The 21647-nt window shown below is 33.4% G+C and carries 21 protein-coding genes; all 21 read right to left on the reverse strand.

Annotated features, from left to right (window positions below):
• Window positions 1–2666: 2666 nt before the first annotated feature.
• Entirely contained in the window at window positions 2667–3557 is an 891-nt protein-coding gene (locus LEP1GSC203_RS14695; RefSeq protein ID WP_156808602.1) for a hypothetical protein, read from the reverse strand.
• A 571-nt stretch (window positions 3558–4128) separates the two neighbouring features.
• Window positions 4129–4791 (reverse strand): hypothetical protein, encoded by a 663-nt coding sequence (locus LEP1GSC203_RS14700; RefSeq protein WP_002974873.1) that lies wholly within the window; start codon window positions 4789–4791, stop codon window positions 4129–4131.
• A 180-nt stretch (window positions 4792–4971) separates the two neighbouring features.
• A complete protein-coding gene (locus tag LEP1GSC203_RS14705) occupies window positions 4972–5871 on the reverse strand; it encodes a DUF4238 domain-containing protein (RefSeq protein ID WP_002974864.1) in 900 nt (299 codons plus the stop codon).
• 197 nt (window positions 5872–6068) lie between these two features.
• On the reverse strand, window positions 6069–6698 hold the full coding sequence (locus tag LEP1GSC203_RS14710; RefSeq protein WP_039938135.1) for a DUF4145 domain-containing protein: 630 nt from the start codon (window positions 6696–6698) through the stop codon (window positions 6069–6071).
• Between the two features lie 466 nt (window positions 6699–7164).
• Window positions 7165–7620 (reverse strand): hypothetical protein, encoded by a 456-nt coding sequence (locus LEP1GSC203_RS14715; RefSeq protein WP_002974871.1) that lies wholly within the window; start codon window positions 7618–7620, stop codon window positions 7165–7167.
• A gap of 751 nt (window positions 7621–8371) precedes the next feature.
• Entirely contained in the window at window positions 8372–8776 is a 405-nt protein-coding gene (locus LEP1GSC203_RS14720; protein WP_002974872.1) for a helix-turn-helix domain-containing protein, read from the reverse strand.
• Window positions 8777–8995, reverse strand: a complete 219-nt coding sequence (locus LEP1GSC203_RS14725) for a type II toxin-antitoxin system HigB family toxin (protein ID WP_232225908.1) — start codon at window positions 8993–8995, stop codon at window positions 8777–8779.
• A 378-nt stretch (window positions 8996–9373) separates the two neighbouring features.
• On the reverse strand, window positions 9374–9778 hold the full coding sequence (locus tag LEP1GSC203_RS14730) for a helix-turn-helix domain-containing protein (RefSeq protein WP_002974878.1): 405 nt from the start codon (window positions 9776–9778) through the stop codon (window positions 9374–9376).
• Window positions 9779–10078 carry a type II toxin-antitoxin system HigB family toxin gene (locus tag LEP1GSC203_RS14735; RefSeq protein ID WP_039938137.1) on the reverse strand — a complete coding sequence of 100 codons (300 nt, stop codon included), beginning with the start codon at window positions 10076–10078 and terminating at the stop codon, window positions 9779–9781.
• A 278-nt stretch (window positions 10079–10356) separates the two neighbouring features.
• Window positions 10357–11205: a type I restriction enzyme HsdR N-terminal domain-containing protein gene (locus LEP1GSC203_RS14740; protein WP_002974863.1), complete on the reverse strand. Its 849-nt coding sequence runs from the start codon at window positions 11203–11205 to the stop codon at window positions 10357–10359.
• Window positions 11206–11214: 9 nt separating this feature from the next.
• On the reverse strand, window positions 11215–11427 hold the full coding sequence (locus LEP1GSC203_RS14745) for a hypothetical protein (protein WP_002974862.1): 213 nt from the start codon (window positions 11425–11427) through the stop codon (window positions 11215–11217).
• A gap of 275 nt (window positions 11428–11702) precedes the next feature.
• Complete coding sequence (locus LEP1GSC203_RS14750) at window positions 11703–12689, reverse strand: DUF4062 domain-containing protein (protein WP_002974861.1); 987 nt, start codon at window positions 12687–12689, stop codon at window positions 11703–11705.
• Window positions 12690–13746: 1057 nt separating this feature from the next.
• Window positions 13747–14658 (reverse strand): SH3 domain-containing protein, encoded by a 912-nt coding sequence (locus LEP1GSC203_RS14760; protein ID WP_002974869.1) that lies wholly within the window; start codon window positions 14656–14658, stop codon window positions 13747–13749.
• Window positions 14659–15106: 448 nt separating this feature from the next.
• Window positions 15107–15526 (reverse strand): hypothetical protein, encoded by a 420-nt coding sequence (locus LEP1GSC203_RS14765; protein ID WP_039938139.1) that lies wholly within the window; start codon window positions 15524–15526, stop codon window positions 15107–15109.
• A 216-nt stretch (window positions 15527–15742) separates the two neighbouring features.
• Window positions 15743–16573 (reverse strand): hypothetical protein, encoded by an 831-nt coding sequence (locus tag LEP1GSC203_RS14770; protein ID WP_002974866.1) that lies wholly within the window; start codon window positions 16571–16573, stop codon window positions 15743–15745.
• Between the two features lie 186 nt (window positions 16574–16759).
• Entirely contained in the window at window positions 16760–17968 is a 1209-nt protein-coding gene (locus tag LEP1GSC203_RS14775; protein WP_039938141.1) for a DUF4062 domain-containing protein, read from the reverse strand.
• A gap of 364 nt (window positions 17969–18332) precedes the next feature.
• Window positions 18333–18785 (reverse strand): hypothetical protein, encoded by a 453-nt coding sequence (locus LEP1GSC203_RS14780; RefSeq protein WP_039938142.1) that lies wholly within the window; start codon window positions 18783–18785, stop codon window positions 18333–18335.
• 261 nt (window positions 18786–19046) lie between these two features.
• On the reverse strand, window positions 19047–19979 hold the full coding sequence (locus LEP1GSC203_RS14785) for an LA_2444/LA_4059 family outer membrane protein (protein ID WP_002974876.1): 933 nt from the start codon (window positions 19977–19979) through the stop codon (window positions 19047–19049).
• A 202-nt stretch (window positions 19980–20181) separates the two neighbouring features.
• Entirely contained in the window at window positions 20182–20607 is a 426-nt protein-coding gene (locus LEP1GSC203_RS14790; protein ID WP_002974867.1) for a type II toxin-antitoxin system HicB family antitoxin, read from the reverse strand.
• Window positions 20604–20783, reverse strand: a complete 180-nt coding sequence (locus tag LEP1GSC203_RS14795) for a type II toxin-antitoxin system HicA family toxin (RefSeq protein WP_039938143.1) — start codon at window positions 20781–20783, stop codon at window positions 20604–20606. The genes LEP1GSC203_RS14790 and LEP1GSC203_RS14795 overlap by 4 nt, the downstream gene beginning before the upstream one ends.
• 265 nt (window positions 20784–21048) lie before the next feature.
• On the reverse strand, window positions 21049–21645 hold the full coding sequence (locus LEP1GSC203_RS19875) for a glycine/betaine ABC transporter permease (protein ID WP_232225909.1): 597 nt from the start codon (window positions 21643–21645) through the stop codon (window positions 21049–21051).
• Between the last annotated feature and the right edge of the window lie 2 nt (window positions 21646–21647).

Raw genomic sequence — 21647 nt, forward strand, 5'->3', positions numbered from 1 at the left:
ATTCCAAGTACAGACTGAAATTGATTGTTACCAAGCATTGAAGCAAGTTTTTTATGATTAACATATTCATCTGGTTCTATTGATTCTTGTAAGATTTTGAAACTATCGTGTATATTCATTGTATTTTAAGATTTCTGGTTATGGCGCATAACGAACTAGTGGAGACGACGTTCCCTGACCCTGAGTCCCGAACGGGACGTTAGGGACTGGCACGGAGTTTGCGGATGCAAACGAGTGACAGAAAGGGAATGTGGCGTAGCCCAAGCGAGGCCGTAAGTGCCGAAGCGCAGCGTTTCCACGCTGTTATACGATGGTCGAATAGTAGTAAATCTAATCTTCAGCGAAATAATTTGCACATTTTCCGCCTTTATGGTTTTCGATTGGTATATATAGTTCGTTGTTTATGTATATTTGGTTAGAAGACTTAATGTGTAATTTGAAAATACTTTCGTCAGATAAATAGCTAGAGTAATCAGTTGCTTTTAAAATATATCGATCTCCTATTTTTTTTAATAGAATTTAGGTCAAGAGTGTGTGCGTTTCATGGGAAGCTCGATACCTTAAGCTTAAATCAGAGTATAAGGAAAATCTATAGGTTCCGTTGTAATAGCAAGATTTGCTGAATTTATTTAACAAAATATATTCGGTACTAATCAGTTTAGAAATTTCGTTAAATTTATTAATTAAACAATCTTTGAAATCATTTATAGTCGAGAGTGACTGTTTTTGCAAAAAAACATAAGATTTTAACGTTCTTCCATTTTCATGAAAAACGGCAAATCCATATACCAAATTTTTATTTTCTTTGAAAACTCCTTTAACGTAGAATCGAATTCCATATTTAAAGGTATATGTTTCATTGAAATCTATATTTTTTAAAGTTATATTGCTTGTGCTATTGAATGTGTTAACATGGGTTTCAAGATGATAGCTATTATATGGTCTGATGTAAGGCTCATTTTTTACTGAATCAATCAAATCCAACTGATTCTCTTCTACAAGGGTATTTATTTTGATCTATCCTTTTTGATCAATATCATTATTTACAATTCCATAAACCCATTTTCTATCGGTTGATATCTTTCTAACTAAGAAATATTCACTGTAGTATATCCAGCCTAGATTGATTTGGTTGCATTCAAGTTCTGGTTCCCTGCATAACCTACTTGATCGACGGTTGAAGTAACATCCTTTATTTATTTTTATATTGCAATTTTTGTTTTCTATAGAATCTAAATTGCCTGCTTCCATGTCAAAATTATGACTTATCGCCCAGCCGATTTGGTCATTTTCTGTTTTTACTTGAATCCTATTTTCCTACAAACTCTTTTTCGATAAGTGATTTGCGGAGGAATTTAATAACGTTACATATTGTTATTTTTTTTTAATTTTCAATAATGAGTGAACTAGTGTTCTGATTTAAATATAAAGTTGTTTGTGTGGATGTTTTTATTTGAAAATAGTTTTTTTGTTCCAATTCTGAGTTTAAATCTATCGATTTGCATGAAGTGATTTTTAATAATAAGAATATTATTGTATATTTTTTTAACATGGGTATTGTTTATTTTTTTCGACTATCGTATAACGAACTAGGGGAGACGACGTTCCTCGTAGCTGAGCCTACGTAGTAGGCGTTAGCGTCGGCGCGCTTCTTGCGATCGCAAGAAAGCGTGACGGAGAGGAATGTGGCAGAGCCCAAGCGAGGCCGCAAGTGCCGAAGCGCAGCGTTTCCCCGCTGTTATGCGCTGGAAATGATTAGTAGAAATAATTAAGATATTCTAATTTTTATTTCTCTTTAGTTTTTGTATTTGGTATAATCAACTACATGTTATTGCTACCTGTGCAAATATTATTCCGCTGTATATAGCAACTTCCTTTTGCTGAATCACAATTTTGAACATAACTTGGGGGATTAATACAAGTAGATTCACAAATGAAGAATGTTAAAACAGGATCACATTCTCTTTCTTTTTTTCTTGTTTCCTTTGATTTTCCAAAAATATCTTCCTTTTCCTTTTGGCAATTTGCAAATAGTAGCAGTAAAATTAGAATTATGTTTTTAATTTTCATATTATTTTCTTTAATATACTTCTAAAGATATGTAAAGATTATATAAATTTTCTGATAATTTTAATTGCCAGCTTTCAGGCTAGATATTTAGTTTTCTTCTTAAATAGTATTATACCAAGAGTATTGGATTTAGTGAAATATATATTTTGAAAATATTATGGAGCTATAAACATTAAATTAAAATATTTTTATGTTAACTTAGATTTTTATAAGTTTGTGTTTTTAATTGATAACTCCGTTATTGGTAATTCTGCGAGAATAATTGGATCACATTAATTCCAATCTTAATTTAACGATGAAGAATTTTGGTGTTGTAATCTTCAATTTTTAATTTAATAAATATCTTCTGCCAAATTTTATCATAATTAAAATTTTGCTAAGTTTTTATTCTAAACAATTTTCATTTCTTGCGCATAACGAACTAGACTTACCGAAGTTCCCTGACCCTGAGTCCCAACGGGACGTTAGGGACTGGCATGTAGCTTGCGTAAGCAAGGCGAATGCCAGAAAGGGAATTTGCCGGAGGCCGAGCGAGGGCTTGTCCCGAAGCGAAGCGGTAAGTCGCTGTTATGCGAAGTGAAAAACTTTCAATTTGCCTAAGTTAGAAAGCCACAATACTCAAATTTAATGTTTGTTTCTTCATATAGAATGTTTATGAAGTCTTGAACACTTGGGGCTTTTGCGACTAGCTTTTCACATTTATCATTATCTAAATCACAATAGAGTAAAAAGCCAAATTTTCCTTGAAAATAGTATATTCCATAACTATTTATATTGTTTTCTATAGGTGTAATACTGGTAAAACCATATCCACCTGTTACATTTGATCCCCATTGAACGGTAAGCCATTCTGGATCTTCTTTTGAAGGGATTGGTGGTTCTATTTCATAATTCGGGCTAGTTAAATTTAAATAGGATTGGTAATGAAATCCCTTGTCATCACCAATTATTGTAACCAGATTTCCTCCTACATCACTTAGTTGGGGATTTTCTATTACTTTCCTAAACGCGTAGTCAAAAGCATCATTTGACAATTCTATATTCTTGTTTTCATTTACAATTAGCTGAAAATATTCAAAAGCCTTAAAGTTACCAATCCAGGATGAGTTAGTTATAGTTACTGGTTGTTTATTTCCTTTAATTTCGATAATATTGTCATTAATATCATTTGAAGCTACAATAAAGTCTGGAAATTCGCTGTATTTCGGATAGACATTATTGGAATGAATGTTTCTCAAATGACAAATTAATTCAGCAATATCCTTTAGTTTATTAAAACTGTTCTTGTTATCGTTTATAATTTTTATTATTTTGTGTGCATATTCTTGAATTCCCGAATAAGCGATACAAAATTGTCTACCAATAAAGAATGCTTTTAAGCCGTGGTATGTATTGTCATTGAATGAAAATTTGTCGGGACCAGCAATTAAGGTATCGCTGTAGAAAATGATTTTTTTATTTATTTTTTTACAAATTATTAAAGTCATTTTTTTCATTTCGCATAACGAACTAGCCTTAACGACGTAGGCTGACCCTGAGTCCCGAAACGGGACGTTAGGGACTGGCACGTAGTTTGCGGATGCAAACGAGTGACAGAAAGCCTATGTGTCGCAGACCGAGCGAGGCCTTGTGCCGAAGCGAAGCGTTAAGGCGCTGTTATACGCCGTTTTTTTTGATTAAATTTCATTTCTTATTTTATCTGTTTTGTGTAAATAATTTTACTACAATTAGAAATGCAGGCTAATCTTATACTTTGCTTGTTAGTATTTTTGTGAGAAATTATTGCAACGAACCGTCGGAACAATTTGCCATACAAAGCTGTCTTTCTTTACAATCCAAGTTATTTGCTTCATTTAAAGTTTCGTAATAGGGATGTATTGGTTGTTCTTTTGAGAAATCAATTTGGTTTGGTTTCGAATTTAATCCTAAAATTAAGGAAAAATATATTATAAAGAAGAAATTGACCATTATTTGAGTATCGTTCATGTTGAAGTGCTAATTTATTGTTTTTTAAGTTATAATGTCAGTAGATGTATGGATTTTTATAAGGGAATTTTGCTACTTAGCTGAGAATTCCATTTCTTCATTTTTATATAAAACGAATTTTTTATCGAAATCATAGGTGAAATTTATAGTAAGATTTCTTGGAGTAAGAATTTCTAGAATATTTTTGTTTTTTTGACTATTTGTATCAAAAGAAATGATATTCCTGATACACATTTGGAAATCGTTCCCCGTTTTTAGAATATATTCATTATACGGATGAACATCATTAATGTAATAGGGTCTATTTTTTCTAACAAAACCGCCTCGATAAAAGTAGGAGTAAGGATAAAAGTAAGAAACGATCGAAATAGGCGGATTTTCATTGAGTTTAAATTGATAATACTTAATATCTTCGAAAATATCAATATCCTTCTCTTTATCGAAGCAAAATTCGTATAATAGATTCACATTGTTTTTATTAAATTGGTTAATTTGTAAAATATCTCCTTTATTAAAGGTCGCATTATTTGGATCTTTAATAATTTCCTTTAAATTTTCATATTCTAGGAAGAAAGCAGAATGATCATAGAATGTTGAACCATAGAAAGCAGCTTCTTGAAATCGAATACTTGCTGTTTTGTTTAATCTATAATTTGAATTGATTCCTGGTGATATAATAGTCAGGGCGCAACCAAAGAAGGGAAGAATAAGAAAAATTAATATTTTTTTGTTCATAACAATATTTTAAAAAATGGCGTATAACGAACTAGACTAACCGACGTAGGCTGGCCCTGAGTCCCGGGACGGGACGTTAGGGACTGGAACGACGCTTGCGCAAGCAAGAGGAGTGCCAGAAGCCTATGTGTCGCAGACCAAGCGAGGGCGTAAGTCCCGAAGCGCAGCGGTTAGTCGCTGTTATGCGCCGTGTTTTTTTTGTAAAATCGATTCTTTAATTTCAGCATGGACTAAATCAATAGGGCGGGGAGATAAAAGCAATTTGATATCTGAAATCGATTGAAGGTAGTTTAATCCAATTGCTTGCTCATCAGTAATTGGATAATATTGCCATTCTGGTTCGTTTGTTAAATCATCTAAATAAAAAGATAGGTAAGGGGAAATTGGGAATATAATTTTAGTATTCGGTCTATTTATTCCAAAATTTTTATCATTAAGTATTATGACTGGATTATCGCTAGTAATCAAGAGAGGTTTTTTACAAATCAGAATTGACCATCTTTTTTTTATTAATTCAGTTGCTATTTCAAAGGATGACTCCTTTAAGATTTTTATAAAACTTTCTTTAATATCTATCTTTGTTAAATTTTTGTATTCCTCAAATTCTTTTTTACCTAAATGATTTTCCTTATTTTCTTCCTGATATAAAATTATGTCCGTATTTTCGAATAGACTTCCAAATAAATTTGTAATTTCTTTATGTAAATGTTCCCATTCCTTAAATTGGGTAGGATTTCTGTTCAGCATAATGCTTATAAATAGTGACAATCCTTTTTTATAAGCTTTTAAATCATTGGAATCATTGAGCTGAGAATTTAATAATTCCCACATTTTACTCATAAATCCTTCAATTTCCGCAAACTCATTTTCAAGGCTTACATTCATTCCAGAATCCGTTCGGAGTGAATATAAATGTTTCTCATAGGCTATTTTATGTATACCGGTTGGAAAAGTTGAATTTCCATTTCCATAGTTCTGACACCAAATTTTAGGGTATTTCAAATTTCTTGTTTCGGGTATTGAGAAATATTTTAAATAAAATTTTGGTACATAGTGATGGTCTTTCGGTTGATTTTTCATGATATTTCAAACATGGCGCATAACGAATTAGGGGAGACGACGTTCCCTGACCCTGAGTCCCGGAACGGGACGTTAGGGACTGGCACGGAGTTTGCGGATGCAAACGAGTGACAGAAAGGGAATGTGGCGTAGCCCGAACGAGGCCGGCAGTGCCGAAGTGAAGCGTTTCCCCGCTGTTATGCGTAGTTATCGCAAGCTTATTTTTTATCTCTATCTTCAATGCCTTTTATTTTTTCGTTGGGTAAATTTGAGTAAATTCCACCGATTCGTTTTGGTAATGAAATCATATATTCTACAATCACGTTTACCAACTCAAATAAATTTGATACAGTATCGATCTCATCAGTATCAATCTGGCCTGGATGAACTGCGTCATTTCCAATTACTCTTACAATATCTAGAGATTGTTGTACTAGTTCCGGAAGGCCTTTTTTTACTAAATTTCCGATATCTGTGTTAATATTTTTTCCTTCTTCGCCCAATTCTTTGCATAATATCTGAATAGCTAATCGTAATAAAGCTGCAGAACCGCGAGGTGATTTAAGGCTAATGCTACTAGCTTCATTATAAAGTTTAAGAACTGGCTCAGGCATATCTGGATTCGCCGGCAAAGAATTTCCCGTTCCTGGGTAGTAGTTTTGACCCTGTATCCATAATGCATGGTTTCCACAGTGATCACATGTGCTTGCTTTAATTATATTTTTTTCTGGATGCATATTATTTCGATATCCATCCCATCCGTATTGATCCCAACTTTGTTTAGAAAGAACACCACAATGGTAACAAGTAAAGGATTTTTGACTAGCTTTAGGTATTACATATTTCATATATTTCTTTCTTAATTAAACTATTTTTAGAAGCTAATTTGACAATTTGATTTTGCGATAATTACGCATAACGTAACTAGCTAACCGACGTAGGCTGTCCCTGAGCCTCTGGAAGAGGCGTTAGGGATTGGCACGACGCTTGCGTAAGCAAGAGGAGTGACAAAAGCCTATGTGCCGTAGGCCGAGCGAGGGCGTAGACCCGAAGCGAAGTGGTTAGCGGCAGTTATACGACGTTCTTTTCTATAATAACTAAATAATTTATAATATGAAAATATTTATAATATTTTCAAGAAAATCAACTCAATTTATAGAAATATATTTAAAGTAATTATATTGGAATCTGGAGATTGAATTTGGTTTTAAATTTCTATTAAACTTGAAATAATTATTCAGATATAAAATTTGCTAATAAAATTTTGAATAGAGTATTACGTTAAAAATCCCTAAGATAAGTTTCATTTAGCGATTACTTTATGTTAATTTCTATCCAACTTAGAATAACTAAAATAATGAAAGAGAGAGCAGTTCCAAAAATTCCAACTAATGTAAGGTTCTCTAGTAAAGAGCTTACTTTCTTACCTCGATAAAAATAAACGTTTTCAGGAAAATTAAATGAATTTATTTCATAGAATCCAGGGTATTTGATATGTTTGTCGAATTTACCTTCAAATTTAGTTTTTTTATTTGATTGAACTTTATTATGGGATGTGTAGAAGTAGTCCGCCCCTATTTTTTCAATAGGATCATTGAAACCGACATGAGCGTAAAAACAATATTCATCTGGTATAATGATGAAAATTTTAGGCGATGTAATTTTAAATGGCCATGAAAGAGATGAAGTTATGAAGATTAAGAATATTGATCCGTATAGGAAGAATTTAGTTTTCATAGCATAATATTTGAAATTCTCTTTCTGGTTCATTATATTTTGTTTTAATATAGGACATTTAAAAGAATGTCGTATAACGAACTAGGCTTAACGACGTTCCCCGACCCTGAGTCCCGACGGGACGTTAGGGACTGGCCACGTAGCTTGCGTATGCAAGCGAGTGCCAGAAGGGGAATGTGGCGTAGCCCAAGCGAGGGCGAAGTCCCGAAGCGGAGCGTTAAGACGCTGTTAGTTGCAGTTTCCGAATTTAAGAAGGCATTGGTTTAAGAAAGTAAGGATTATAAATCTTAGATTCTTGAATTTCTTCTTTTCTTATTCTTTTTCTTCGCTCCGAATTTTCTCTTTTCTTAATTTCGTAAATCTTGTTTTTCGCCAATGTATCCCAAACAGAGCTTCTTAGTTCTTCTCAATTGTACTTTATATTTTGTTAGACTACGTAAACCAAGAAAAACAAAAATAGTGAAAATTACTTTAATGTTCTTTGAATTTTTTTTATTTCTTTTGTCTTTTTCTTAATTAAATTTCTTTTAATGAATAACGATAATCAGCGAAAAACGCATCATATATTTACTTTTTTCTAATTTTCGGAAATTGCAACTAACGAACTAGACTAACCGACGTAGGTTGGCCCTGAGTCCCAACGGGACGTTAGGGACTGGCCACGACACTTGCGCAGGCAAGGGGAGTGCCAGAAGCCTATGTGTCGCAGACCAAGCGAGGGCGTAAGTCCCGAAGCGCAGCGGTTAGTTGCTGTTATGCGAAGGTTTCGGGTTTGTTGTATGAATTACGCCACGGACGGCGTTCTTTTTCTTCCTGTTTTTGGGGTTTTGACTTTATATTCTTTTACTAGAATGTCAGTTGGAATACCTAGATTTTGATTAATTTTTCTAATCATTTCCAATGTTAGTTTTCTTTTTCGATTTAAGATTTCAGTGGCACGACTTCGTCCGCCGATTAGATTTCCCAAATCAACACTTTTCATATTCATCTCGTCCATAACGGATTTTAAAGCTTCAATTGGATCTGGATCTTCAATCGTGTAGTGCTTAGCTTCGTAAGCATCAACTAAAGTGATTAGAATATCTAATTTATCGTATTCGGGAGTATTTTTCTTAGCATCCCACAGTTTTTCAATTTCAGAGATAGCTTCTAAGTGATCCTTTTGATTCTTGATAGGTTTAATGTTCATTTAAATCACCTCAGCATTGATTTTATCGTATTGTTCGTGAGTTCCTATAAATCTAATGAAAATAGTCTGTAATTTATAATGAACCTTTATAATGAGTCTGTATTTGTTTCCATGTATGTTGAAAACGATTCTATTATCTTTAAGAAAACTAGCATTTCTGTATTTTTCCTTTATATCAGAAGGGGATTTCCAACTGGCTTTGGAAGTGTCTTTAAACAAAACTTCGATAGGGATTTTAGAGTCCGAGTATTAGTGTGTGCGTAGAATAGAAATCTCTTAAAATCTTTCTTGAAATAACCCTCACAAGTCAATAGGAACATGTTCCCGAATTGGTAACAACTACTTTTTTGACTTTTTTAGCGAGCACGGAAGCTCGCAACTTATTAAAAATAAAGCACCCGGAAATTTCGCATAACGAACTAGACTAACCGATGTAGGCTGGCCCTGAGTCCCGAATGGGACGTTAGGGATTGGCACGACGCTTGCGAAGGCAAGAGGAGTGACAAAAGCCTATGTGTCGCAGACCAAGCGAGGGCGAAGTCCCGAAGCGCAGCGGTTAGTTGCTGTTATGCGAAGTTTTCGGGTTTGTTGTATGAATTACGCCACGGACGGCGTTCTTTTTCTTCCTGTTTTAGCAGTTTTGACTTTATATTCTTTCACAAGAATGTCAGTTGGAATTCCAAGATTTTGATTAATCTTTCTAATCATTTCTAAAGTAAGCTTTCGTTTTCGATTTAAGATTTCTGTGGCGCGACTTCGTCCACCGATTAGATTCCCTAAATCAACGCTTTTCATATTCATATCATCCATAACAGATTTTAAAGCTTCAATTGGATCCGGATCTTCAATAGGATAGTGCTTAGTTTCGTAGGCATCAACTAGAGTGATTAGAACATCTAATTTATCGTATTCGGGAGTATTCTTTTTAGCATCCCAGAGTTTTTCAATTTCAGAGAGAGCTTCTAAGTGATCTTTTTGATTCTTGATAGGTTTAATATTCATTTAAATCACCTCAGCATTGATTTTATCGTATTGTTCGTGAGTTCCAATAAATCTAATGAAAACAGTTTGTAAATTGTAATGAACCTTCACAATTAACCTGTATTTGTTTCCATGTATATTGAAAACGATTCTATTATCTTTAAGGAAACTGGCATTTCTGTATTTATCTTTGATATCAGATGGAGATTTCCAAAAGGATCTGGAAGTGTCTTTAAACCAAACTTCGATAGGAATTTTAGAGTCCGAGTATTTTGGAATAGAGTAGAAATCCCTTAAACTCTTTCTTGAAATAACCCTCACAAATCAATAGGAGCATGTTCCCGAATTGGTAACAACTATTTTTTTTCTTTTTTAGCGAGCACGGACGCTCGCAACTTATTAAAAATAATGCGCCCGGAAATTTTCGCATAACGAATTAGCCTTAACGACGTTCCCCGACCCTGAGTCCCGGTTACGGGACGTTAGGGACTGGCCACGTAGCTTGCGTATGCAAGCGAGTGCCAGAAGGGGAATGTGGCGAAGCCCAAGCGAGGGCGAAGACCCGAAGCGAAGCGTTAAGGCACTGTTAGTCGCAGTTTTTATGGACTAGGTGGCGTTTCTTCTGAAGTGTCTTGTGAAACTTGCTCCAACGGCTTTGAGTTGCTTGAATCTTTTTCATCTTTCGATTCCTTTTTCGAAGGACTTACATTTCTGATATAATTATTTGATGCTTTTTGGATTTTTTTCTTTGCCTCAGTTGCTTTATCACCTTCCAGAACATCTCTTTTGATAATATCTGTTTTTAGAACTTCCTCAATTTCTTCGTTTTCTATTCGAACGCCAGGAGTAAGCCTTTTTAGTTCCCTTTTTATCACATCAAGAACAGTTTCCGTTAAGAGCATTTGTCCAATATAATATTTACTTAATGCCTGTTTTTGTGAGTGGTATTCGTCCAGTAAAGATTTTCCTAATGCTTCCTTGCATAGATAGTATATTGGTTCGATATGGTTTTCATTTTTAACGTTTATTGCCGTTAAGTTTAATTCATAAACTAGTTCTTTATCGATAGGCTTTGCAAATGTTATTCTATAAATTTGCCAATTTATTCCATTTGTAAGAATGACCCATTCAATTCCAGCATTAGCGCCATAATCAATGGCTTGTTTGATATGATCGTCTTTTAAATCAAGGCCAATTGCTTTTACTTCAATTAACAGTTTTACTTTGTCACCAATTTTGATCGCTAAATCGCAAAAAGTTTTTTTAATAACATGTTCAGTTGTTATTTCAGAATATTTTTCGTATCCGAAGAGTTCTGAAAGTAAATCTGTTATTATTACAACAGTATCTGATTCATTCACGTCTCTCGCTTTTGCTGATGTTAGAATTGGAGTAAATTTTTTAAGCGAAGTAATAATTCTTTCTTGTACTTTTGCTGGAATTGCCATAATTTTCTCCTATTGCTCAGTATCAGATAATGTAACGATTGCTTGGGCCCATTTTACATACTTTAAATTTGCCAAATCTCTTATTGTTTTTACGTTGAATGCTTTTAATAGAAGATCAGCATCACCATCACTAAGTCCTTGAATCGCAGAAACAGGGGAATCGGCAATTTCTTTTAGACTTTTTGATTCGTAAGCTTTATCGACTGCTTTATTAATATTCATGTTTTACCTCTTATAACAGCTATTTTGTTATAGTGGAAGGATAAATCATACCTGGGACAAATTTGCAAGTTTTTATCAAATTTTGTAAAAATTGCGACTAACGAACTAGGGGAGACGACGTTCCCTGACCCTGAGTCCCGTTAACGGGACGTTAGGGACTGGCACGGAGTTTGCGGATGCAAACGAGTGACAGAAAGGGAATGTGGCGTAGCCCAAGCGAGGCCGGAAGTGCCGAAGCGCAGCGTTTCCTCGCTGTTATGCGTAGTTCGATAATTTTATCTTTTTTTAGTCTTTACTGTTCTATTGTGAATTAAAAATTTTCTACCTATTAATGTTAATGTCCAGAACCAGGCATATCCGCCATTTGTAGTTTTTAAATATTGAACCTTGATAAGTTTATGTGCGGTAAATTGAATCTTAATAGTAAGAAAATCTTGTGTATTCAATGATGGAAGATAATTTGAACCTGCAAGACTTGATAACTCTTGAGTCAGTGTTGATTTAACTAGTTCTTCATTTGGGCTAGTTAATAAATGAGGTGAAAGCAAATTGAAAAGTTGATGCCATGAAATTTTAAGTTCCCATTTTGATTTATGGCCTTTGGAGTAAGACTCGCCAGATACTTTGAAAATTTCATCTAGATCGGCTAGGTTTTCAATTTTTTCTTCCGAGTTAGTTTCATAAGTTTTTAATTTTTCTTTAAGATCTGTAATTTCTTTGCTTGAATCGTTTAAATCCTTTAAGAGGGACTCGTTACTTACTGTATTAGCTCTAACCCAACCTATCGCCGGAAACGTTTTGATTGTTTTTGTTAAACTTAAAGCAACCATACCAGGTAATTCCTCTGGTTTCTTCCACATTTTGACTAATCTTCCTGTAGCAACTTTTTCACGAAAGTTTGTAAGTTTCTGCCTAAATTCAGGATCGGATTCTATTTTTTCTTGTGGTAAAGTTTCTGGATCTTCATGGAGAAGAGCAACAACTTTAATTCCATTTGAAATGGCATAATCATATTCTTTTTCGGTATAGCTAATTCCATCGGGGCTTTGGGTACCGTATCTACCTCCAATAATTAGCAGATAATAATCGCAATCATCTATTACTTTCTTTATAAACTCCCATTGTTCTTCATCGGTTGCAGGGAATAGTTCCATGCCTGCGGGTATACAATCCATTTCCATTAAGGTTTGAATTACACGTGAACGTTCTTCTTTTAAGTCCGCATATGTAGAGCTAACAAATACTTGATATCTTTTTTCCATTATATAAATTTTCTCATGATTGTAGATTTATTCTATCGAATTACGCATAACGAACTAGGGGAGACGACGTTCCTCGTAGCTGAGCCTACGTCGTAGGCGTTAGCGTCGGCGCGCTTCTTGCGATCGCAAGAAAGCGTGACGGAGAGGAATGTGGCACAGCCCAAGCGAGGCCTTGTGCCGAAGCGAAGCGTTTCCCCGCTGTTATGCGCAGTAGCTTTAATGCCAATTTTCATCTTCGAAATATGAAAGAACAATTGAATGAAAATAATTTCCAGGCCATAAATAGATTCCATTTTTTCCCATGCATTTGTTTGACCTAATATAAATTACTTTTCTGAATAGTAAATATTCAATTTTACTGAATCTAAGATTTGATTGGAAACATGAATTATCATTAAAAATAAAGGATCGTGCCCAGAGATAAGAATCACTGTTTTGTTTAAAAGCTAAGATAGTTTCTTCATTGTTTCGAAATACTTGAATAGTTCCTTGGTCTAGAAAAATTTCTGCAATAGGTGCGGAGCTGATTTTAAAGTTTTCAATAACAGTCCCCGTGTATTGTGTTCCTGTACTTTCGTCCAATAGATTACTTAAATCAGTAGAATACACAATAGAAAATGTGAGAATAACGATTAGGGCAATTGTATTGAATATAATTTTGGTTTTTCGTAAATTAAGATAATCAAATGTTATGTTAATTCCCAATTCTAAAAATAAGGAAATTATTGCTAAAGTTATATCTGAAGTAATATATTTACAAATTGAATATGTTGTTATAGCTATTAAAAATTCGATGACTAAAAGCAATTTTTTTGTCGTTTATTTCTGGTATTTTTAAGTAATTTAGACATTTAAATCAGAATATTTTTTCATTTAATTTATGCTATTGCGCATAACGAACTAGGGGAGACGACGTTCCTCGTAGCTGAGCATCGCAGAGGCGTTAGCGTCGGCGCGTCTTCTTGCGTAGCAAGAAGCGTGACGGAGAGGAATGTGGCGCAGCCCAAGCGAGGCCGTAGTGCCGAAGCGAAGCGTTTCCCCGCTGTTATGCGACGTCCTATTTTTTATCAAATATTTCCTTTACATCAGTTTTTAATACATTTCTGTTTAGATCAATTTCTTGTGTAATAATTTTTGAGTAATTCGAATATTTAAAATCCTTTGAGCATTTAATACAGTCTTCTGTAAACATATCGATTTCGTTTACACATTGAGTAATAGATTTGTAATTCTCAATTCTAAAGAATTTTTCACTTTCTGTATTAAATTCATGACTTGTTGAATTATATGAATAGTCGCAGCCACCTCCGCAGCCTGCTTCAATTAAAAAAGTGAATTTTTCATCTTTTATATCTTGTAACATTCCAATTGAATCTGAATTTATATCATGGAAAATCAAAGAATTATTTTTTAAAATTAGATTGTAGCAATTTGAATCACCATAGAATTCACAACCATTTATTTCAGGAGTAATTGTTATAGCTCGAAATTCTTTGTAATGTAAATCCTTTACAATTTTGAAGTTTTTCACATATTTTTTCTTATATCTAGAATCTAGATAGATTTGATATTTTAAATCGATTTTGAAGCCAAGAGTATTCGCAATTTGATTTAGAATATCAATGTCAGGTTTAAAATCTTTTTGATCAAATTTTTCTGAAAGAAATCCAGAAAAGACAAATCCTGAATAGTGTAGATATTTTACACGAGTCCATTTACCTTTTTTCCCTTGTTGAGTTTCTTCTTGTGAGACGTTACCGTAAGTTTTGATAATCGATCCATTTGGAATAACAACGAGAATATTTCCATTTATATTTGGAGTTTCACGTAGTCTCAAACCTCCAGTTGCTTGAATCAGCATTGCTTTCGGTGGGAATTCTTGAAATTTTTCTTTAATTTCTGTAGTTTGGTTTTTCTTACAGTTGAAAGAGGAAACTAATAAAATTGTTATTATTAATGTTTTTTTCATTATATCTATAGGATGTCGCATAACGAACTAGTCTTCCCGAAGTTCCCTGTAGCTGAGCCTACGTAGTAGGCGTTAGCGTCGGCGCGTCTTCTTGCGGAGCGAGAAGCGTGACGGAAGGGAATTTGCCGGAGGCCGAGCGAGGCCTTGTGCCGAAGCGTAGCGGGAAGATGCTGTTATGCGTAGTGTTCCCTTTACTTGAATTCTTTCTCATATGAAACTGTTCTTGTCTTTTTCCGGATACTTTTTCTGCAAGAAGCAAATTTCAAGTTATTAAAACACATTTAAATTTGGTATATTATACGATGTTTTCTGGATTTCGATTTAGTTCTTTTAAAATTCATTTTCCATAAGTTTGATTGTTAAAGGAAAATTTTAACAATTTTGAGATTAATGTGTAAGGTTTTTTGTTAGAAAATAAATTGTAAAAGGAGTATTTGATTAACATTATTTAAGAAGTTTTGAATACATTTGAATTTTCTTTTACCCAAAAAACTTTTAAATTAGGAATCCATTTATCGGTCTCTATTGAATCCGTGGCTTTTTTATTTGCTAGCAATGCATAAAATGAATTTTTAATTAAGATTAAATCTGGATATATAAGATAATTTGGTATATTTATTAAAATTGAATACTCATTGTTTTTTAGCTTATTGTAGATAAAAACTGAAAATCCATAATCAGATGGATGTAGGCTATTTTGGATTTCTACCATTCTAATCTGATTTTCAAATATAAATTTATTTGATTTTGGATTATAGTATTGAGAATATCCTTTGTCTTTAAAATACCTACCAAAATAATTCTCTATACAGTTTCTATATTTTTGATTCGGATATAATCTTTCTACTAGCTGCTTAAAAAAATTCATGATTTGTTCTAATTCAAGGTTTTAAAAATATGTTGGGGACATTACGCATAACGAACTAGGCTACACGACGTTGTCCGTAGCTGAGCCTCTCCGAGGCGTTAGCGTCGGCGCGTCTTCTTGCAGAGCAAGAAGCGTGACGGAGGACAATGTGCCGTAGGCCGAGCGAGGGCTTGTTCCGAGCGTAGCGTGTCAGCCGCTGTTATGCGAAGGATGTAATTATTTACAATTATCTGAATATTTTATATTTCTTGTAATTGTTATTTCAGATTGCCTATTTTCATTGTAAGAAAAACGCAATTGATAGTAAGCGGATTTCAGTGGTTTATCACTGTTTTTATCGTATTCACAAATTGTGGGATTATTTGATTCGAGATGCCAGCCAATAGCATCTCTTTCAAATTTCTCAAATTGATAATTTTTTATTTCACTATTACTACAATTCAAGGCGATCAGAAATGCTTCATGTAAGGATTTGCTTAAATTAATTATAGATTCTGTTCGGATATCTTTTCCGTTAATTCCGGATGAAGTAGAAGTAGCATAAATAATATCTTTATTGTAAAATGATTTGAGTGTTTTTCCACAGTGTTCGCCGTATTCAGAAATACACCAGTTTTCTTCTTTAGTTTTAATAATTTGTCCATAATTTGATTCTAAATAATTTTGAAAATTATTGCAAATCTTGGGAATAGTAGGTAATGTGCTCAGTAATCCGGAAAAGACAAAGCCTAAAGTATTATCTACCGAGACTTTTACCATAGGTGCATTGATACCAAAGTAATTTTGCAAATCAGAATTTACTATCTCTTTGAATATAATCTTAGTATTTCTTGGTAAGTATTTAATAATATGATTTTCACAATCATCAGGATCAAATTGATTACATATATCTTTGTACAAATATATACCATTTGGCGAAAAAACCGTTAGGATATCTCCAGTTTTCCATTCCGGCATAAATGCCCTTTGTTCATCTTCAATATATTGAGTACTCAGAATGGATGGAAGAAGGATTAGTAGTAATGTTAATAGTTTTTGTTTCATCATTTTTTACATCTTTCGCATAACGAACTAGACTAACCGACGTAGGCTGACCCTGAGTCCCAACGGGACGTTAGGGACTGGCACGGAGCTTGCGTATGCAAGCGAGTGACAGAAAGCCTATGTGTCGCAGACCAAGCGAGGGCGAAGTCCCGAAGCGAAGCGGTTAGTTGCTGTTATGCGAAGTTCGTATTATTTTGTTAGCCATTTCTCTATTTCACTATTTTGAATGGTTTCTTTTTTAATTTTTTCTATTTCATGAATAAATGGATTTTCTTCAATGAGAATAGGGTCTACATAAATTTCATCGTAGTTTTTTAGAAATCTTAGAATTGATTTCATCATATTGGAAATATTTAGTAAAAGCGTAAAAAACATCACTAATAAAGTGACATCTAAGTTATTTGTTATTACTTCTCCTTTGGTCTTAATGGATATCATATTTGAAAATAGTGATTCTGTCGATAAAAGTGGATTTCCCTTTTCAAATCCTTGTAATCGCTCGATTTGATTTTTTAAGTTTTGAAGTGAATTTTGAATTTTTGAGGTTTTAAGGCTTGTATCGGCTGGGTCAAATTTAAGAAATATTCCTTGGACTAAACAATTAGTAAGTTGATCGGTTGAAATTTTTTTAAAATCAGTTTGTTTGGTTATAAAGAAGAAGTATAGATTTCTTAGGTCTATTGAATTATACTTAGAAGGTTCATTAATATTTGGTGCCACATTTTTACGTATATTATTTACAAAGTTATTTAAATCAAAAATATTATTATCAGTTTTTATTAAAATTTGTTTTAGGTTTTCATTTAATTCAGAGATTAAATTCGTAATTAGAATTTTTTCTGAAATATTAGTATTTAATTTAAGCGAAATATTAAATACTCTTGCGATTTCTTCGAAGTTTGAGAATTTATGAAGCCAATTTCCTTTAGGATAGTTACCTTTTCCATCAGTAGCAAGTTCAAGTTCATTTTTTCTAGACACTTCATCAATAAATTTTGAAATAAAAGGTAGGTCAGGGTGATCACTAGATAGATTTTTGTTGTTAGCATATTTCTCTGCTAAAATGAGTGTTTCATTTCTGACAAAATTAATTAGTCTTAATTTTCCTCTTTGAAATAGTTCGTAAGCTTCTCTATACTCTCTTTGGGTAATTGAAATATTGTTAGATTTGTCGTAGTATCCTCCTTTTCTATTTCCTATAAATAGTATATAATAGTCACAGGTTGCCAAAGTTTCAAGACAGGCGTGAAAAGTATTTTCATCAATTTCTTTATCAAAATCGTTAAATTCAGATAGCATTACACTGAATCCAAACGATTCTAGCCAATATTTTAGTGCTGATCGAAGGTCAGAAAAATCATATATAGTTGAAGATATAAAAATCTTAGGTTTTAACATTTTTTTTACGAATTTCGCATAACGAACTAGGGGAGACGACGTTTCTCGTAGCTGAGCCTGCGGACGCAGGCGTTAGCGTCGGCGCGTCTTCTTGCGTAGCGAGAAGCGTGACGGAGAGGAATGTGGCGCAGCCCAAGCGAGGCCTCGTGCCGAAGCGCAGCGTTTCCCCGCTGTTATATGCAGGCCTGATGTTAATTAATTCCATATTAGCATATCAATTGTTTAATGATTTTTTTGTTTTATTTTATGCGATCAAGATAAATAGAATAGAATCGAAAGTTAATTTTGGTTGATCAATTTATTTTATATTTTCATCGAAGTAATTAAATTCTAAATTATAATAAAAGAAGTTGTCCTAGAATTTTTATTTTATCCATTCTTCCGTTTTTCTGAATTTGTTTAAACCTATATAGTCAAAGCGATCTTGAAATAATTTCTTTTTTACGCCAATTTTTTTTAGTAGTTTGTTTATAGAGTTTTGCTTGCTTATTGATTCAAAAATTACTACTCCGTCATCAAATAAAATAGCGCTTTGGGAGCCTGATCCGCCAAAATATTCTGCTTCAATATAACCAATTTTATCAATTTTGGAATACTGCATTAATATTGAAAAAAGTTTTACTGTTAAGTTTGAATAATCTTTAATCAAAATTATTTCGTCTACATCTTCTTTTAATAAATTAAAGACATTTTCGGTTATTGGAACTAAGCTATATCCGTCTATTAACGGAACAATTTGTGTCTTATTTTTGAAGAAAGTTAAAAGTTTTTCCAAATGATTGGATTTTGATATTATAGCTTGTATATAGTAACTCATTGAATTTTGGTCTGGTTATTTTTTGTTATATTTTATAAAATATTTTTTAGCCAAATTGGAATATTAATACAATTTTTCAGGCTTGCATATAACGAACTAGACTAACCGACGTAGGCTGACCCTGAGTCCCGGAACGGGACGTTAGGGATTGGCACGACGCTTGCGCAAGCAAGAGGAGTGACAAAAGCCTATGTGTCGTAGACCGAGCGAGGGCGCAAGTCCCGAGGCGAAGCGGTTAGTTGCTGTTATACGACGTGACAATTAGAATACCGTAGAGGCAGAAATATAAAAACCTCTAATAATTTCTTTTCCATTGGATAATTTAGTGTTTTCATACCCAAATGTATTTCTGAAAGAAGAATAAGAATAAATAGAATCATTTAAATTTTCATATTTAAAATAGGAGTAGTTATAATTATATCCGAAGGCAAGATTGAAGTTTTCCAAGAAATTGTATTTCAGTGAGATATTTGCTTCATAACCTTGAAAAACACCTTTAGTTTGGCCATTACCCTTAATGATTGTAAGAGTAGAGGCCGCACCGGAAGGGAAATAGTATAGATTAGAATCAAGATAGTAATAATCTCTTTTGCCTTGAGTATGATATAAATCTAATCCCAAATTAATGGAAAGTTGATCTGTGATGGGAATTTTTGATTTCAAGACAATCTGAGGACCTAGAGCAATTATTTTTTCTTCAGCAGTAAAGTTGTCTTTTGAACTATTTCTAATTCTATCAATTTTTCTGATACCACCACCAATAGCGAAGTATTCTTTATTCTCTGGTGAAAGATAAAAAAAGAAGTTTAATTTATAATCACTTCTTTCATTATTTCTTAAATATTCCTTATAACGATTATATTGTGTAGTATTATTAATTCTATAAACATTATCAATATCATAATTTGCTCTATCTAATTGAAATTTAAAGTATTCAAATTCAATTCCAAATTTATTTTCAGGATTTTTATAAATGAAGAAAAATGGATTAATAGTCTTAGTATTGCTTCGTAAATCATTTACTTTATATCCCCAAAGTGGAATAGCATCAGTTTTGTCTCTGCTATATTCGAATGGAATGAATTGAGCTCTCAATGCTTTGATACCTGTTTCAAAAGTAGATTTGCTTGACTGCGAAAATAACGCAGAGTTTAAGAAGAGTAGAATTGTGATTATTTCTTTTATTTTTTTCATATTAATGATTCAAATTATTGTCATGTCGTATAACGAACTAGGGGAGACGACGTTCCTCGTAGCTGAGCCTACGTCGTAGGCGTTAGCGTCGGCGCGCTTCTTGCGATCGCAAGAAAGCGTGACGGAGAGGAATGTGGCACAGCCCAAGCGAGGCCGTAAGTGCCGAAGCGCAGCGTTTCCCCGCTGTTATGCGACGGTCGTGTTAAACACTAATCAGATTTTCGTGGAAAACTTCTTCTAATCTTATAATTGTTTTTAAAGTAGGATTAGATTTATGTGGATCTTCAAATTTTTGGTAAGTTTGGTAAGCAATATTGAGTTTTTGAGCAATTTGCTTTTGACTCAAACCTTGCTTTTCTCGACTTTTCTTAAGCCAGATTGCAAAAGAGACATTTTTATCTGGCGTAATAAATTTGATGTCTTTTCCTTTCAAATTTGAAGGCTCAGGAATATGTAATTTTCTAGAATCAATTGATTCTAAGTAACCAGTTAATGCTTCTTGAGCATTTAAAATAGCTTCGTTTTGATTGTCACCAAATGTGAAACATCCAGGAAGATCAGGAAATTCTACATTAAAGACTTTATCTTTTGTACTGTATTTAATAATAGCTGGGTAAGATATTTTCATTTGATTCCTGCCTGTTTAAGAATTGCGTTCATGGTTCCTGTTGGAATATCCCGGTTGCTATGAACTGGAACCGAGAGGGTTTTTTCTTTTTTCTTAAGAATATGGTGTGAACCATTGATTCTATCTAATTCCCAACCATCTTTTTTTAGAATTTTTACTAATTCTTTTCCCGTCACAAGCAATAATACAGCACTCAGGCTGTATTTGTCAATTGGTAATTTTTACTATTTTTTGCATTAAATTAGATTTTCACGACTGATCGCATAACGAACTAGGCTAATCGACGTTCCTCGTAGCTGAGCCTGCAGCGCAGGCGTTAGCGTCGGCGCGTCTTCTTGCAGGGCAAGAAGCGTGACGGAGAGGAATGTGGCGCAGCCCAAGCGAGGCCGCAAGTGCCGAAGCGCAGCGATTCGCCGCTGTTATGCGAAGTAAAACTGATATTCAATTTAATTTATTATATATATTTAGAAGAGCTTTATATTTATTAGCAGTCATAAGCATAATTTCTTCATTTGTCATTGAATCGAATTTCTTCATATTTGAATAGGGAATCGTATCAAGAAAAGCGGAAAAATCCGAATTACATTCCAAACTTTCATTCCAAGCCAGATTTTTAGAAGAAATACAATCTTGCCTTAATTTACATGCGTTATCTAGGGGATCTTCGTATATAGGACAAGTATTGTAAATTGTTAAATTTGGTTTATTTCTACAATAGCATCCATAATTTATGTTTGAAAAAGTATTATTCCATTCTTCTTCAAATTCCTTTCTAAATTTAATATTCTTTGTTTCTGTTTTTATTTTTTCTATTAGAATTTGATATTCATCACAAAATACTGTATCATCGAAACAGATTTTTATAAGATCTTCATTGTTATTAATTTTATTTTTACGATTTTCCTCAAATTCTTTTATTTCTTTATCTTGAGACGCACACACTTTTTCAATTTTTAAAGTTAACTTTTGGTGTTCCTTTCTTTCAATTTCTTTAATCTTTTCATCTTCTCTAAAGCTAGGGTTCACCAGATAAACAATCC

Source organism: Leptospira terpstrae serovar Hualin str. LT 11-33 = ATCC 700639 (assembly GCF_000332495.1).
Lineage (GTDB): Bacteria > Spirochaetota > Leptospiria > Leptospirales > Leptospiraceae > Leptospira_A > Leptospira_A terpstrae.

Coding starts and splice junctions, on each gene's coding strand:
- LEP1GSC203_RS14720 (WP_002974872.1), bottom strand. CDS start 8,776: ATGAACATTAAACCTATCAAGAATCAAAAGGATCACTTAGAAGCTATC.
- LEP1GSC203_RS14750 (WP_002974861.1), bottom strand. CDS start 12,689: ATGGAAAAAAGATATCAAGTATTTGTTAGCTCTACATATGCGGACTTA.
- LEP1GSC203_RS14700 (WP_002974873.1), bottom strand. CDS start 4,791: ATGAACAAAAAAATATTAATTTTTCTTATTCTTCCCTTCTTTGGTTGC.
- LEP1GSC203_RS14715 (WP_002974871.1), bottom strand. CDS start 7,620: ATGAACCAGAAAGAGAATTTCAAATATTATGCTATGAAAACTAAATTC.
- LEP1GSC203_RS14780 (WP_039938142.1), bottom strand. CDS start 18,785: ATGAGTTACTATATACAAGCTATAATATCAAAATCCAATCATTTGGAA.
- LEP1GSC203_RS14775 (WP_039938141.1), bottom strand. CDS start 17,968: ATGTTAAAACCTAAGATTTTTATATCTTCAACTATATATGATTTTTCT.
- LEP1GSC203_RS14790 (WP_002974867.1), bottom strand. CDS start 20,607: ATGAAAATATCTTACCCAGCTATTATTAAATACAGTACAAAAGATAAA.
- LEP1GSC203_RS14745 (WP_002974862.1), bottom strand. CDS start 11,427: ATGAATATTAATAAAGCAGTCGATAAAGCTTACGAATCAAAAAGTCTA.
- LEP1GSC203_RS14760 (WP_002974869.1), bottom strand. CDS start 14,658: ATGAAAAAAACATTAATAATAACAATTTTATTAGTTTCCTCTTTCAAC.
- LEP1GSC203_RS14740 (WP_002974863.1), bottom strand. CDS start 11,205: ATGGCAATTCCAGCAAAAGTACAAGAAAGAATTATTACTTCGCTTAAA.
- LEP1GSC203_RS14770 (WP_002974866.1), bottom strand. CDS start 16,573: ATGATGAAACAAAAACTATTAACATTACTACTAATCCTTCTTCCATCC.
- LEP1GSC203_RS14785 (WP_002974876.1), bottom strand. CDS start 19,979: ATGAAAAAAATAAAAGAAATAATCACAATTCTACTCTTCTTAAACTCT.
- LEP1GSC203_RS14710 (WP_039938135.1), bottom strand. CDS start 6,698: ATGAAATATGTAATACCTAAAGCTAGTCAAAAATCCTTTACTTGTTAC.
- LEP1GSC203_RS14695 (WP_156808602.1), bottom strand. CDS start 3,557: ATGACTTTAATAATTTGTAAAAAAATAAATAAAAAAATCATTTTCTAC.
- LEP1GSC203_RS14705 (WP_002974864.1), bottom strand. CDS start 5,871: ATGAAAAATCAACCGAAAGACCATCACTATGTACCAAAATTTTATTTA.
- LEP1GSC203_RS14765 (WP_039938139.1), bottom strand. CDS start 15,526: ATGAATTTTTTTAAGCAGCTAGTAGAAAGATTATATCCGAATCAAAAA.
- LEP1GSC203_RS14730 (WP_002974878.1), bottom strand. CDS start 9,778: ATGAATATTAAACCTATCAAGAATCAAAAAGATCACTTAGAAGCTCTC.